12 protein-coding genes are annotated in these 14,804 nt (G+C 59.0%); 11 read left to right on the top strand and 1 reads right to left on the bottom strand.

Going from position 1 to position 14,804, the window contains the following annotated elements:
- Window positions 1-11: 11 nt before the first annotated feature.
- Window positions 12-2,657, bottom strand: coding sequence for a pyruvate dehydrogenase (acetyl-transferring), homodimeric type (gene aceE, locus KGB06_RS23665; RefSeq protein ID WP_223520055.1), 2,646 nt, complete (start codon window positions 2,655-2,657; stop codon window positions 12-14).
- Between aceE and KGB06_RS23670 the strand changes: the two genes are divergently transcribed.
- From KGB06_RS23670 to KGB06_RS23720, 11 genes are all read left to right on the top strand, one after another.
- Window positions 2,652-3,044 carry a hypothetical protein gene (locus tag KGB06_RS23670; RefSeq protein ID WP_223520057.1) on the top strand — a complete coding sequence of 131 codons (393 nt, stop codon included), beginning with the start codon at window positions 2,652-2,654 and terminating at the stop codon, window positions 3,042-3,044. The genes aceE and KGB06_RS23670 overlap by 6 nt on opposite strands.
- Entirely contained in the window at window positions 3,041-5,980 is a 2,940-nt protein-coding gene (gene glnE, locus KGB06_RS23675) for a bifunctional [glutamate--ammonia ligase]-adenylyl-L-tyrosine phosphorylase/[glutamate--ammonia-ligase] adenylyltransferase (protein WP_223520058.1), read from the top strand. The genes KGB06_RS23670 and glnE overlap by 4 nt, the downstream gene beginning before the upstream one ends.
- 328 nt (window positions 5,981-6,308) lie before the next feature.
- Complete coding sequence (gene waaF, locus KGB06_RS23680; protein ID WP_223520060.1) at window positions 6,309-7,343, top strand: lipopolysaccharide heptosyltransferase II; 1,035 nt, start codon at window positions 6,309-6,311, stop codon at window positions 7,341-7,343.
- 1 nt (window position 7,344) lies between these two features.
- The gene (gene waaC / locus KGB06_RS23685; RefSeq protein ID WP_223520062.1) at window positions 7,345-8,406 is read left to right on the top strand and encodes a lipopolysaccharide heptosyltransferase I; all 1,062 of its coding nucleotides are present in this window, start codon (window positions 7,345-7,347) and stop codon (window positions 8,404-8,406) included.
- Complete coding sequence (locus tag KGB06_RS23690; RefSeq protein ID WP_223520064.1) at window positions 8,406-9,527, top strand: glycosyltransferase family 4 protein; 1,122 nt, start codon at window positions 8,406-8,408, stop codon at window positions 9,525-9,527. Before waaC ends, KGB06_RS23690 begins: the two co-directional genes overlap by 1 nt.
- The gene (rfaP, locus tag KGB06_RS23695) at window positions 9,527-10,333 is read left to right on the top strand and encodes a lipopolysaccharide core heptose(I) kinase RfaP (RefSeq protein WP_223520065.1); all 807 of its coding nucleotides are present in this window, start codon (window positions 9,527-9,529) and stop codon (window positions 10,331-10,333) included. The genes KGB06_RS23690 and rfaP overlap by 1 nt, the downstream gene beginning before the upstream one ends.
- Window positions 10,333-11,067, top strand: a complete 735-nt coding sequence (locus tag KGB06_RS23700; protein WP_223520067.1) for a lipopolysaccharide kinase InaA family protein — start codon at window positions 10,333-10,335, stop codon at window positions 11,065-11,067. The genes rfaP and KGB06_RS23700 overlap by 1 nt, the downstream gene beginning before the upstream one ends.
- Complete coding sequence (locus KGB06_RS23705) at window positions 11,064-11,816, top strand: lipopolysaccharide kinase InaA family protein (protein ID WP_223520069.1); 753 nt, start codon at window positions 11,064-11,066, stop codon at window positions 11,814-11,816. Before KGB06_RS23700 ends, KGB06_RS23705 begins: the two co-directional genes overlap by 4 nt.
- Window positions 11,816-13,267: a lipopolysaccharide kinase InaA family protein gene (locus KGB06_RS23710; protein WP_223520071.1), complete on the top strand. Its 1,452-nt coding sequence runs from the start codon at window positions 11,816-11,818 to the stop codon at window positions 13,265-13,267. The genes KGB06_RS23705 and KGB06_RS23710 overlap by 1 nt, the downstream gene beginning before the upstream one ends.
- Window positions 13,268-13,489: 222 nt before the next feature.
- The gene (locus tag KGB06_RS23715) at window positions 13,490-13,825 is read left to right on the top strand and encodes a YceK/YidQ family lipoprotein (protein ID WP_223520073.1); all 336 of its coding nucleotides are present in this window, start codon (window positions 13,490-13,492) and stop codon (window positions 13,823-13,825) included.
- 5 nt (window positions 13,826-13,830) lie between these two features.
- Window positions 13,831-14,694 (top strand): DUF3800 domain-containing protein, encoded by an 864-nt coding sequence (locus KGB06_RS23720; protein ID WP_223520075.1) that lies wholly within the window; start codon window positions 13,831-13,833, stop codon window positions 14,692-14,694.
- Window positions 14,695-14,804: the final 110 nt, after the last annotated feature.

A 14,804-nucleotide genomic window follows, 5' to 3' on the forward strand; every position in this document is an offset into this window, starting at 1 on the left:
AGAATCTCTCCTCAGCAGTCCAGTGGGTTGAGTTTTTCCGGGTTGATACCGAACTTGGTGATGGCTTCAGCCACGACCTTAGGTTCGATGTCACCACGGTCAGCCAGTGCTTCCAGGGCTGCCAACACCACGAAATGACGGTCAACTTCGAAGAAATGACGCAGTTTCTTGCGGCTGTCGCTACGGCCGAAACCGTCGGTGCCCAGGACTTTGAATTCCTTGGAAGGGACCCACTGACGAATTTGCTCAGCGAACAACTTCATGTAGTCGGTAGAAGCAATGACCGGACCTTTACGGCCGTTCAGGCACTCTTCGACGAAGCTCAGTTTAGGCTTCTGGCCCGGGTGCAGACGGTTGGTGCGCTCGACGGCCAGGCCATCGCGACGCAGTTCGTTGAAGCTGGTAACGCTCCACACGTCAGCGCCGACGTTGAACTCTTCACGCAGAATCTTCGCTGCTTCACGGACTTCACGCAGGATGGTGCCGGAGCCCATCAGCTGAACGTGGTGCGCCGCTTCGCGGGTGTCTTCTTCGAGCAGGTACATGCCCTTGATGATGCCTTCTTCCACACCGGCCGGCATGGCTGGCTGCTGGTAAGACTCGTTCATCACGGTGATGTAGTAGAAAACGTCCTGCTGCTGTTCGGTCATCTTCTTCATGCCGTCCTGGATGATCACCGCCAGCTCGTAGCCGTAGGTTGGATCAAAGGTGCGGCAGTTCGGGATGGTGGCAGCCAGCATGTGGCTGTGACCGTCTTCGTGTTGCAGGCCTTCGCCGTTCAGCGTGGTCCGGCCGGCGGTGCCGCCGATCAGGAAGCCACGGGTACGGCTGTCGCCAGCGGCCCAGGCGAGGTCGCCGATACGCTGGAAGCCGAACATCGAATAGAAGATGTAGAACGGCAGCATTGGCTGGTTGTGGCTGGAGTACGAAGTACCGGCGGCGATGAAGGAGCTCATGGCGCCTGCTTCGTTGATGCCTTCTTCGAGAATCTGACCTTTCTTGTCTTCGCGGTAGAACATCACCTGGTCTTTATCGACTGGCTCGTAGAGCTGGCCGACGGACGAGTAGATGCCCAACTGACGGAACATGCCTTCCATACCGAAGGTACGGGCTTCGTCCGGGATGATCGGAACGATGCGCGGGCCGATTTCCTTGTCCTTGACCAGTTGCGCGAGGATTCGCACGAAGGCCATGGTGGTGGAAATTTCACGGTCGCCCGAACCATCGAGGATTGCCTTGAGGGTATCCAGCGACGGCGTCGGAATGCCGAAGCTCTGCGCGCGGCGCTGTGGCACGAAACCGCCCAGTGCAGTGCGACGCTCGCTCAGGTAGCGGGCTTCGGCGCTGTTTGGCTCTGGCTTGAAGAACGGCAGGTTTTCCAGCTCGTCGTCTTTGACCGGAATGTCGAAACGATCGCGGAACAACTTCAGGCTGTCGACATCGACTTTCTTGGTGTTGTGCGCAGTGTTTTTCGCTTCGCCGGCACCGGTGCCATAACCTTTGATGGTCTTGGCCAGGATGACGGTCGGTTGTTCTTTGTGGTTGACCGCTTCGTGGTACGCCGCGTAGACCTTGTACGGGTCGTGGCCGCCACGGTTGAGCTTCCAGATCTCGTCGTCGGACAGATCGGCAACCATCGCCTTGAGTTCTGGCGAGTTGAAGAAGTGTTCACGCACGAACGCGCCGTCTTTGGCTTTGTAGTTCTGGTACTCGCCGTCGATGACTTCGTCCATGCGACGTTGCAGGATACCGTCGACGTCTTTGGCCAGCAGTGGGTCCCAGAAACGGCCCCAGATGACTTTGGTCACGTTCCACTGAGCACCACGGAACACGCCTTCGAGTTCCTGGATGATCTTGCCGTTGCCGCGAACCGGGCCGTCGAGGCGCTGCAGGTTGCAGTTGATGACGAAGATCAGGTTGTCGAGCTTCTCGCGGCCAGCCAGCGAGATCGCGCCCAGGGATTCCGGCTCGTCGCACTCGCCGTCGCCCAGGAAGCACCAGACTTTTTGCTTGCCTTCAGGAATGAAGCCACGGGCTTCCAGGTACTTCATGAAACGTGCCTGGTAGATCGCCTGGATCGGACCCAGACCCATGGATACGGTCGGGAACTGCCAGAAATCAGGCATCAGCCACGGGTGCGGGTAGGACGACAGACCGTTGCCATCAACTTCCTGACGGAAATTGTTCATCTGGTCTTCGGTGATGCGGCCTTCCATGAATGCACGGGCGTAAACGCCTGGCGAGGTGTGGCCCTGGAAGTAGATCAGGTCGCCGCCGTGTTCGTCGGTCGGGGCCTGGAAGAAATAGTTGAAGCCAATGTCATACAGGGTTGCGCTGGAGGCGAAGCTGGAGATGTGACCGCCCAGGTCAGAATCCTTCAGGTTCGTACGCATCACCATGGCCATCGCGTTCCAGCGTACCAACGAGCGAATGCGGCGTTCCATGAACAGGTCGCCAGGCATGCGTGCTTCGTGGGTAACGGGAATGGTGTTGCGGTATGGCGTGGTGATGGCGTAAGGCAGTTGCGAGCCGCTGCGGGTCGCCAATTCGCCCATACGGGTCATCAGATAGTGAGCGCGGTCTTCGCCTTCTTTGTCGAGAACCGATTCCAGGGCGTCCAGCCATTCCTGGGTTTCGACGGGATCGAGGTCTTGCATGGCTTGCTCCAGGGCGGAAAGGCTTCCAGAATCGGTTGCCTGAGTTTGCGACTGGCCTTGTGGGCAGACGATATAAATTCTTGGATTGCCGAGAGGTTGTTCCGGCGGCGTGTAGTTTTACTACAAATCTTCGGGCATTTCAGCCTTTCGAATGTATATACGAGTAGTAAAACTACAGATGAATGGCTTGTGGCCTCCGGCTGCGTTGTGAGAATAATCGTTAAGGTTGGTCTTTTACCAACCGCAAAAGGTAAAAGCTTGATGTTCGCTGCCAAAAATAAAGAATTTTCAGCTATTTCTAACTTTTGTTCGACACTCCTTCAGGTAGTGGGTTTTCACAAATCACTACATGCAGTCGTCTCCACGCCGATCAAGGATAGACCATGAGCCTCCCTACGCTTGCCGAACTGCCCGGCATTCTCCTGCCGTCTGTCACCCGCGCCGAGCAGTCGTTCCGTACCGCCGTTGCGGCACTCGATGACGATCATGGCCTGTCGGCCTGGACGCCTGAACGCTGGGCACAATTTGCCCGCGTCACTGCGGCCAGCGACTTCGTGACTGAGCAAAGTGTGCGCGACCCTTTGATGTTGCTGGCGCTGCTGCAGTCCGGTGAACTGGACCGCAGTTTCTCCCCCGGCGAGTTGTGCGGGCAGATTGCGGCGGCAGTAAATGCAGCGGAAACGGAAGACGAACTCGGCCGCGCCCTGCGTCGTCAGCGCACCCGCCAGCAAGTGCGGATCATCTGGCGCGACTTGACCCGTCAGGCCGACCTGGTCCAGACCTGCCGCGACCTCTCGGACATGGCCGATGCGAGTATCGATCAGGCCTATCAGTGGTTGTACTCGCGTCATTGTCAGCAGTTTGGTGTGCCGACTGGCCGGCGCAGTGGCGAACCGCAGCAGATGGTCGTCCTCGGCATGGGCAAACTGGGCGCCGTGGAGCTCAATCTGTCGTCGGACATCGACCTGATCTTCGCCTATCCCGAGGGCGGCGAAACCGTCGGGGTGAAGCGCTCGCTGGATAATCAGGAGTTCTTCATTCGTCTGGGCCAACGCCTGATCAAGGCGCTGGACCCGATGACCGTCGATGGCTTCGTGTTCCGCGTCGACATGCGTTTGCGGCCTTACGGTTCGGCCGGTGCATTGGTCCTGAGCTTCAATGCGCTGGAGCAGTATTACCAGGATCAGGGCCGCGACTGGGAACGCTACGCGATGATCAAGTCGCGGGTGGTGGCGGGCGATCAAGTGGCCGGCGCGCAATTGCAGGACATGCTGCGCCCGTTCGTTTACCGGCGTTACCTGGACTTCTCGGCAATCGAAGCGCTGCGCACCATGAAACAGTTGATCCAACAGGAGGTGCGGCGCAAAGGCATGGCCGACAACATCAAGCTCGGCTCCGGCGGCATTCGTGAGGTCGAGTTCATCGCCCAGGCTTTTCAGCTGATCCACGGCGGTCGCGACTTGAGCCTGCAACAACGCCCTCTATTAAAAGTACTGAACACGCTGGAAGGTCAGGGTTACTTGCCGCCAGCGGTGATTAGCGAGTTGCGCGAAGGCTACGAATTCCTGCGTTACACCGAACATGCGATCCAGGCGATTGCCGATCGCCAGACCCAGATGTTGCCCGATGGCGCAGAAGATCAGGCGCGCATCGCCTTTATGTTGGGGTTTGCCGACTGGGACGCTTTCCATGAGCAGCTGATGTATTGGCGTGGCCGCGTGGCCTGGCACTTCGCTCAGGTGATCGCCGATCCAGACGAAGAAGAAGGCACCGAAAGCGAAGTGGTGGTGGGCGGGGAATGGTTGCCGCTGTGGGAAGAAGCTCAAGACGAAGAAGCGGCTTGCCGTCAGTTGGAAGAGGCTGGTTTCAAGGAGGCTACCAAGGCCCTGAAAGCCTTGGCCGGTTTGCGCGGCAGTCCGCAACTTCGGGCGATGCAGCGTTTGGGGCGTGAGCGCCTTGATGCCTTTATTCCGCGCTTGCTGGCGCAGGCCGTCGAGCATGCCAATCCCGATCTGGTGTTGGAGCGCGTGCTGCCGCTGGTTGAAGCCGTGGCCCGTCGATCCGCGTATCTGGTGCTGCTGACCGAAAACCCCGGCGCGCTGCGACGTTTATTGACCTTGTGCGCCGCGAGCCCGTGGATCGCCGAGCAGATCACCCGTTTTCCGCTGCTGCTCGACGAATTGCTCAACGAAGGCCGGCTGTTCAAGCCGCCCCTGGCGCCGGAACTGACCGCCGAATTACGCGAACGTCTGATGCGGATTCCCGAGGACGACCTCGAACAGCAGATGGAAGCCCTGCGTCATTTCAAATTGGCGCACCGCTTGCGGGTCGCCGCCTCGGAAATTGCCGGCAGCCTGCCGCTGATGAAAGTCAGCGATTATCTGACCTGGCTCGCGGAAGCGATTCTTGAACAAGTGTTGGCCCTGGCCTGGCGCCAGACTGTGGCCAAGTACGGCACGCCGTTGCGCACTGACGGTAAGTTGTGCGATCCCGGCTTCATCATTGTCGGTTATGGGAAAGTTGGCGGGCTGGAACTCGGGCATGTTTCGGACCTGGATCTGGTGTTTATCCACGATGGCGATCCGCTGGCAGAAACGGACGGACCGAAACCGATCGATGGCGCGCAATTTTTCACCCGGCTCGGGCAGCGGATCATTCACTTGCTCACGGCCCAGACCAACTCCGGTCAGCTGTATGAAGTGGACATGCGCTTGCGACCTTCGGGCGTATCGGGGTTGCTGGTGAGTTCGCTCGGTGCATTTGCCCGTTATCAGGAGGGAGAGGCCTGGACCTGGGAGCATCAGGCGCTGGTACGGGCGCGGGTGCTGGTGGGCAGCGAGGATGTCGGCCGGGCATTCGAGCAGGTTCGCGCGGCGATACTGGGCAAGAAGCGAGACCTGGCGATCCTGCGCCAGGAGGTCAGTGAGATGCGCGCGAAGATGCGCGATAACCTTGGCACCAAGAGTACAGCGGCCGGGACCGGGGCAAATGCCTTCGAAGCCACGGCGCCGTTCGATCTCAAGCAGGACGCCGGAGGTATCGTCGATATTGAATTTATGGTGCAATACGCGGCCCTGGCGTGGTCCGAAAGGTGCCCGTCATTGCTGCGCTGGTCTGATAATTTCCGCATTCTGGAAGAGCTGGAACAAGAAGGGCTGATGCCCGCCGAAGACGCCAGCCTGTTGCGTGAGGCCTATAAAGCCTACCGCTCCGCCGCTCACCGGCAGGCCTTGCAGAAGGACGCCGGGGTGATACCAGGCGACCAGTTCGCGGATGAACGGCGACAGGTCATGCGAATCTGGCGTGAGCTGGGGCTAAGCTGAAACAGGATAGTTGCAACACTCAATACCCAATGTGGGAGCGAGCTTGCTCGCGATAGCGGAGTGTCAGTCGCCATTAATGTTGGATGTGACGGCCTCATCGCGAGCAGGCTCACTCCTACAGTAGATTGGCGTTGATTGTAGATTTAAGGCATGGCGCACAAACCCTGTGGGAGCGAGCTTGCTCGCGATAGCGGAGTGTCAGTCGCCATTAATGTTGGAGTGACGGCCTCATCGCGAGCAAGCTCGCTCCCACAGTAGATCTGCAGTGTTTTGTAGAATTATCGAGGCGGGGAGGCGTATGCCTCCCCGGTTCGTTTTTGGAAACCACATGAAAATTCTGATCGTTGGGCCCAGTTGGGTCGGTGACATGGTGATGGCGCAGACACTGTTTCAGTGTCTCAAGCAGCGCCACCCGCAATGCGAAATCGACGTCCTGGCCCCCGAGTGGAGCCGGCCGATCCTGGAGCGCATGCCCGAAGTCCGGCAGGCCTTGAGCTTTCCGCTCGGCCACGGTGCTTTGGAGCTGGCGACCCGTCGGCGCATCGGCAAATCCCTGGCCGGCCAGTACGACCAGGCGATTTTGCTGCCCAATTCGCTGAAGTCGGCGCTGGTGCCGTTCTTCGCCGGTATTGCGAAACGCACTGGCTGGCGTGGCGAGTTCCGCTACGGCCTGCTCAATGACGTGCGCACGCTGGATAAAGAACGTTATCCGCTGATGATCGAGCGGTTCATGGCCCTGGCGTACGAGCCCGGTGCCGAACTGCCGACACCTTATCCACGCCCGACTTTGCAAATCGACTCGGTCACCCGTGAAGCGGCGCTGGCTAAATTCGGCCTGGCCCTCGACCGTCCAGTGTTGGCGCTGTGCCCCGGCGCGGAGTTCGGTGAGGCCAAGCGCTGGCCGTCCGAGCATTACGCCAAGGTCGCCGAAGCGAAGATTCGCGAAGGCTGGCAAGTCTGGTTGTTCGGCTCGAAAAACGATCACGCGGTGGGCGAAGACATTCGCGCGCGACTGATTCCCGGTCTGCGTGAAGAGGCGGTCAACCTTAGCGGCGGCACCTCGCTGGCCGAAGCCATTGATCTGATGTCCTGCGCCGACGCGGTGGTGTCCAACGACTCCGGCCTGATGCACGTCGCTGCCGCGTTGAACCGCCCGTTGGTGGCGGTCTACGGCTCGACGTCGCCGGGTTTCACTCCGCCGTTGGCCGAACACGTCGAAATCGTGCGCCTGGGCATCGAATGCAGCCCATGCTTCGATCGCACGTGCCGTTTCGGTCATTACAACTGCTTGCGCCAGCTCATGCCGCAAGCAGTGAACGAAGCCTTGCAGCGGTTGCAGGGCACTGTGGTCGAGGTCAAATAGTTTGCGGGTTCTGCTGATCAAGACTTCCTCGCTGGGCGATGTGATTCACGCGCTGCCGGCACTGACCGACGCGGCACGGGCGATTCCCGGCATCACGTTCGACTGGGTGGTGGAAGAAGGCTTTGCCGAGATCCCGACCTGGCACCCGGCCGTGGGCAAGGTGATCCCGGTGGCGATCCGCCGCTGGCGCAAGAACATCTGGCAAACCATCAAGAGTGGCGAGTGGAAGCGCTTCAAACAAAGTGTTCGCGCTGAAAAATATGATCTGGTGATCGACGCCCAGGGCCTGCTGAAAAGTGCCTGGCTGACGCGCTACGTCAAGGCGCCGGTCGCGGGGCTGGACAAGGATTCGGCGCGTGAGCCGATGGCTGCGCGCTTCTACTCCCGTCGCCTGGCGGTGGGCCGTGGACAACACGCGGTAGAGCGGGTGCGTCAATTGTTCGCCCTGGCGTTGGGCTACGACTTGCCAAAAGGCTTGGGCGATTACGGCCTGAATGTCGAGCGACTGGTGGAACTGCCGCGCAAGAATCCGTATGTGCTGTTCCTGCATGGCACCACGTGGGACACCAAGCACTGGCCGGAAGCCTACTGGCGTGAGCTGGCCGAGCGCGTCGGTTATCTGGGCGTTGCTGTGAAGCTGCCGTGGGGCAATCCAATCGAGAAGGCCCGGGCCGAGCGCATCGCCGCTGGTTTGCGCCATGTCGAAGTGCTGCCCAAGCTGAACCTGGCCGGTGTCGGCAAGGTATTGGCCGGCGCACAGGCTTGCGTGGCGGTGGACACGGGCCTCGGTCATCTGGCCGCGGCGCTCGACGTCCCGACGTTGTCGCTGTTCGGTCCGACCAATCCGGGCCTGACCGGCGCTTACGGTAAAGCGCAGATTCACATCGCCAGCGACTTCCCCTGTGCACCGTGCCTGCAAAAAAAATGTACGTACCAACCGACGGACCAGGATGCCCGTCAGTTTGACCTGAAACGCGAGTGGCCCCTGTGCTTCACGCGTCTGAATCCCGAGCGTGTCGCGACCCGACTGAGCACGTTGTTACTGGCTGAGGAGCTGCGCTGATGCAATTGGCATTCGTTTTGTACAAATACTTTCCGTTCGGGGGCTTGCAGCGTGACTTCATGCGGATCGCTCTGGAATGCCAGCAACGCGGCCATCAGATTCGCGTCTACACGCTGATCTGGGAGGGCGACGTTCCGCCGGGTTTCGAAGTGCTGGTGGCGCCGGTCAAGGCGTTCTTCAACCATCGGCGCAATGAAAAGCTCAGCGAGTGGATGGAAGCGGATCTGGCCAAGCGTCCCGTGGATCGCCTGATCGGTTTCAACAAGATGCCGGGCCTGGACGTTTACTACGCCGCCGACGGCTGCTTCGAAGACAAGGCGCAAAACCTGCGTCACTCTCTGTACCGCCGTTGGGGCCGCTACCGGCACTTCGCCGAATACGAGCGCGCGGTGTTCGCCAAGGACGCCAAGACCGAAGTGCTGATGATCTCCGAAGTGCAGCAGCCGCTGTTCATCAAGCATTACGACACGCCGCTGGAACGTTTTCATTTGCTGCCGCCGGGCATCTCCCAGGACCGTCGCGCGCCGGCCAATGCCGCCGAGATTCGTGCCGGATTCCGGGACGAATTCAACCTGAAAGACGATGAGTTACTGCTGGTGCAAATCGGTTCCGGGTTCAAGACCAAGGGCGTGGATCGCAGCCTCAAGGCGCTGGCCGCATTGCCCGCTGATCTGAAGAAACGCACTCGGCTGTTTGTAATTGGCCAGGATGACCCCAAATTATTCCAGATGCAGAGCGCCACGTTGGGGCTCGGCGACAACGTGACGTTCCTCAAGGGCCGCAGCGATATCCCGCGTTTCCTGCTCGGTGCCGATCTGTTGATCCACCCGGCGTATAACGAAAACACCGGGACTGTGTTGCTCGAAGCCTTGGTGGCCGGGCTGCCGGTGTTGGTCAGCGCGGTGTGCGGTTATGCCCATTACATCGCCGAGGCCGACGCCGGTCTGGTGTTGGACGAGCCGTTCGATCAGGCACAACTGACCCAGTACCTGACCGGCATGTTGAACGACGCTCAAGCACGGGCGGCCTGGAGCCGCAACGGTCTGGCCTTCGCCGAGACGGCCGACCTCTACAGCATGCCGCAGCACGCGGCCGATGTGATTCTGGCGGAGCACGCTTAATGAAGTTGATGCTGGCTGAACCGTTCAAGAGCCTTTGGGCCGGACGCGATGCGTTCACCGAAGTCGAAGGCCTCGAAGGCGAGGTTTACCGTGAACTGGAAGCGCGCCGGACCTTGCGCACTGAAGTGAACGGCAATGGTTTTTTTGTGAAGATTCACCGTGGCATCGGCTGGGGCGAGATCTTCAAAAACCTGCTGACGGCCAAGCTGCCGGTCCTCGGCGCGGGTCAGGAATGGAAAGCCATTCAGCGCCTGAAAGAAGTCGGTGTGCCGACCATGACCGCCGTCGCTTACGGCGAGAAGGGCAGCAATCCGGCGGACCAGCACTCATTCATCGTCACCGAAGAACTGGCACCGACTGTCAGCCTCGAAGACTTCAGCATTGATTGGGTCAAAAACCCGCCCGAGCCGAAACTCAAACGAGCGCTGATTGCCGAAGTCGCGCGCATGACCGGCATGATGCACCGCGCCGGGGTCAACCATCGCGACTGCTACATTTGCCACTTCCTGCTGCACACCGACAAACCGGTAACCGCTGACGATTTCAAACTCTCGGTGATCGACCTGCACCGTGCCCAGACCCGCCCGGCGATCACTCAACGCTGGCGCAACAAAGATCTGGCGGCCCTGTACTTTTCGGCCCTGGACATTGGCCTGACCCGGCGCGACAAATTGCGTTTCCTCAAGGGTTACTTCCAGCAGCCGCTGCGCCAGATTCTGGCCGAGGAAGCCTCACTGCTCGCCTGGCTTGAGGGCAAGGCCAATAAACTTTATGACCGAAAACAGCGATATGGGGATGCACTCTGATGGCGGGTTGGAAACTGGAGCCCGCTTATAGCGATCTGGCAGAAGATTTCGGCAGCCTTGAGGCGGTGTTTGCGCTGCAAGGTGAGCGACTGACTCACGACCTGTTGTCCGAGGTCATCCGCGTCAATCGCAACGGCGTCAATTACTACGTCAAACGCTACACCGGCGCCGGCAAAGGCCTGCGCCGTTATCTGGGAAAACCCCGGGTGAAGGCCGAATGGCAGAACCTCAAACGCTTCGCCAAGTGGGGCATTCCCACCGCTGAAGTGGTGGCCTGGGGGCTGGAGCGGCGCGGCGCGGCCTACAATCGTGGGGCGATGATCACGCGCGAACTGCCGAAGACTGAAGACCTGTCGGCCCTCGCTGAACGGCACGATCCAAAATTGTCGGACCGCGTCTGGGTCGACTCGGTCAGCCGGCAGTTGGCCGCTTATACCCGGACCATGCACGACCATCGTTTCACGCATAACGATTTGAAGTGGCGCAATCTGTTGATCGACGATCAAGCCCGGCTGTTCCTGATCGATTGCCCCAATGGTGATTTCTGGCACGGTTTCTGGCTTAAATACCGGATCACCAAAGACCTGGCCTGCCTCGACAAGGTAGCCAAATACCACCTGTCGGCCACCCAGCGCCTGCGCTTTTATCTGCAATATCGTCAGCGTGACCGGCTTAATGCCGCCGACAAGAAACGGATCCGGCACGTAGTGAGATTTTTCGAGGGACGCGAATGACTGATTTTCTGGCCGCTGAAGACCGTGCACTGCTTGAGCGCCATGGCCTCGGCACGTTCGATGCGCTCTGGGCCAAACAGCTCGACGCCGTGGATGAGCCCAACACCGTCGGCGGTGGCTGGAGCAGCGTGTTTCGACTGGATCTGGAAGGTCGTGGTTTCTACCTCAAGCGCCAGAGCAACTACCTGACGCGTACCTTTCACGCGCCCTTCGGCGAGCCGAGCTTTGCCCGTGAGTTTCGCAACATCAGCCGTTATCAAAAGCTGGGCATTCCGGCGCTGCAAGCGGTGTTTTTTGGTGAGCGCAAAGTCAATGGTGAAGTCCGCGCGGTGCTGCTGACTCGCGCGCTGGACGGTTGGGATGATCTCGATTCGCTGTTGCAGCGCTGGTCGAGCCTGAGCAAGGTGCAACACTCGGCCATTCTCAAAGCCTGTGGCGTTCTGGCGCGACGGCTGCACGGCGTGCGTCAGGTTCATGGCTGCTTCTATCCCAAACATATTTTTCTGCAAGCGGCGGGCGACGGTTATCAGGCGCAGTTGATCGACCTGGAAAAGACTCGGCCGCTGCTGTTTGGTCAACGTGACCGGGTCAAGGACCTGGAGCCGTTACTGCGTCGTGCGCCGGAGTGGACCGAAGCGCAGTTGCGCGAGTTGTTGGCGGTCTATGTCGATCAGTCGCAGAACAGTTCGCTGGTGGACAGTTGGGTTTCGCGTCTGACCGCGCGGCGCAGTCACAAGGAGAAGCGTTGATGCGCTTGTCCGAACTGAAAGGCGCCGGCCGCAGCCCGAGCCTGCCGATGAACATTTCGCTGGCCGATGCCGCGGGTCCCGCCGACTTGCAGCTGCTGAGTTTGTTGCGGGTCCTGCCGGGGCAGCGTTACGTCGGTGCCGGTGTCTGGCGCGGCCGGCCGGTGCTGGCCAAATTGTTGGTCGGCAGCAAAGCGGCGCGGCATTTTCAGCGTGAACTGAGCGGTGTGCGCTTGCTCGCCGATCAAGGCCTGACCACGCCGCAATTGCTGGCCGATGGCTTGAAGGAAGGCGAGGGCGGCTGGCTGTTGTTCGATTTCCTCGAAGGCGCCGAGAGCCTGGGGGATACCTGGAAACAAGTCGAACACTTGCCGGTGCTGGCGGATATGCAAGGCGCCGTGCTGGCCGAAGCGTTGGGTGCTATCGGCCAAATGCATCGCAAGGGGCTCTGGCAGGAAGACCTGCATCTGGACAACTTGTTGCGCCAGCGCGGTCGGTTGTACCTGATCGATGGCGGCGGCGTCTGTGCGGAAACGCCGGGACAGCCGCTGTCACGAAACAAAGTCCTGGAAAACCTCGGCGTGTTTTTTGCGCAACTGCCCAAGACGCTGGAACCGTTCATCGAAGAATTGCTGGTGTATTACCTGTTGAGCAACGGCGAGCACGCCCTGCCGATGGAAGCCTTGCAGAAGCAGATTGACAAGGTTCGCGCCTGGCGCTTGAAGGACTTCCTGATCAAGGTCGGCCGCGAATGCACACTGTTCAGCGTCCAGCGCGGCGCGTTTGCCTTGCGCGCGATTCGTCGCGAGGAAGAAGCGGCAATGCTGCCGGTGCTGGAGCAGGCCGACGCGTTGCTCGATCAAGGTCATCTGTACAAGACTGGCGGCGCCGCGAGTGTAGGAAAGGTCGAGGTTGACGGTCGGACGCTGGTGATCAAACGCTACAACATCAAGGGTTTTGCACATTGGCTCAAGCGCTTCTGGCGCCCGAGCCGAGCCTGGCACTCGTGGCACGAAGGCAATCGCCTGGCGTTCCTCGGCATCGCCACGCCCAAGCCGTTGGCGTTACTGGAGAAGCGCTTTCTCTGGCTGCGCAGTCGGGCGTATCTGGTGACCGAGTATTTGCCGGGGCAGGACATCATCGAGCGCTTCTCGCCTTACGTAGAAAGCGGCGACGCTCCTGAGGCGGAGCTGCTGGCGCTGGACCAGCTGTTTGCCGAACTGATCGGCGAGCGCATCAGCCATGGTGACTTCAAGGGCCACAACCTGTTCTGGCAGGGCGATCGCTGGGCGCTGATTGATCTGGATTCGATGAGTCAGCATGCCTCGGTGAGCAGCTTTGCTCCGGCGTATGCGCGGGATCGGGCGCGGTTCATGCGTAACTGGCCTGAGAGTAGTGCGCTTTATCGGGTCATTGATCAGCGTCTTCCCAAGGACATCTCCGGCGCTGCCTGAATCGGACCTTCGGTTCTTTCGCGGGCAGGCTCGCTCCCACAGGGGGTTTGTGTACGACGCAGATCCCGTGTGGGAGCGAGCCTGCTCGCGATGGGGTCCGATGGGTCAGCCAAGATTAGAGGACAAGTTTTTATGAATCGTCCTACATGATCTACAGAGCCCATGAACTGTGCCCTGAATAGCCGCGATGCTAGTTTGCCTGACGTTCACGGAGGGCAGATTTTGACCATAAAAATGGCTATTGCGATCAGTACTTTCTCACTCGCGCTAACCGGCTGCGGTACCGCTGCCACAGTGCTGCAATCTGACGAAGACGCAGCGCGCAGTCTCAGAAAACAAAAAACCTACTGTCAGACCATTCCGCGCATTTACAGCGGCCTGGCCTACGATTTTTGCTACTTGAATGCCCCGCCTGAACCCGGTGGCTACCTTGCATCCTTTGTACTGCTGGACCTGACCTTGTCCGGTGTCCTCGACACTGTTTGCCTGCCCTACACCTTTTACCGTCAGGTTACCGAAGGAAATCTCGGTATTTACGGTCGAGCAGGCCGCGGGTAGCTCTTTTGTATTCTCAACAGTTTTTTCTTTTTGAAAACGAAAGTGAGTTCGACGCTAATGTCGATGCGAAAAAGCGTTTACCTCCATCCGGAAAATACAGCGATTTCATAATTTATGTCGATGAGAGCGGCGATCATGGGATGCAAGCATTAGATGCAAACTATCCAATGTTCGTGTTGGCATTTTGTGTTTTTCATAAAAGGCATTATTGCGAGAAGGTTATTCCTGCCCTTCAGAAGTTTAAATTCAACCACATGGGGCATGACCTGATCGGTCTGCATGAATTGGAGATTCGAAAAGAAAAGGGAGCGTTCTCCAGTCTGTTCACGTCCAGGCAACACAAACATGCCTTTCTTGATGAGTTGACGGGCATCATTGAGGCAAGCAATTTCGTTTTGATCAGTTGCGTCATCGACAAAGCTGCCCTTCGCGAAAAACAAGGTCCTGTTCACAATCCTTATCACGTCGCCCTCGGCTTCTGCCTGGAAACGCTTTATGAGTTTCTACAGGAAAAGAATCAGCAGAGTGCGTTGACTCATGTGATTTTCGAGCGAAGAGGGAAGCGGGAGGATAACGAGCTTGAACTGGAGTTTCGTCGCATGTGCGATGGCGCGAACCGATTGGGCATTCAGTTGCCGTTCGACATCGTCTTTGCAGCCAAACAAGTGAATTCTACGGGGCTACAGCTAGCGGATCTTGTTGCAAGACCCATTGGTATGAGCGTTTTGCGTGCCGGGCAAGAAAATCGGGCCTTTGACGTGCTCAAGCGGAAATTCTACTGCAGCGGTGGGCGCAATAATGTTGGGGAGGGGTTCGAAAACTGGGGTTTGAAAATTTTCCCACTTTCAGAAAGCGAAAAGCCCCGGTGAAACTCACCGAGGCCAAAACGCCGACCGGGATCCCCCAGTCCATTTGCGCAGGAGTCTATGTCGAGGCCCTTGGTCTGTCAACGCACTGGCTTGCCACTTCCCGCTAGAGG

The sequence above is a fragment of the Pseudomonas sp. GL-B-19 genome (assembly GCF_019956415.1).
Lineage (GTDB): Bacteria > Pseudomonadota > Gammaproteobacteria > Pseudomonadales > Pseudomonadaceae > Aquipseudomonas.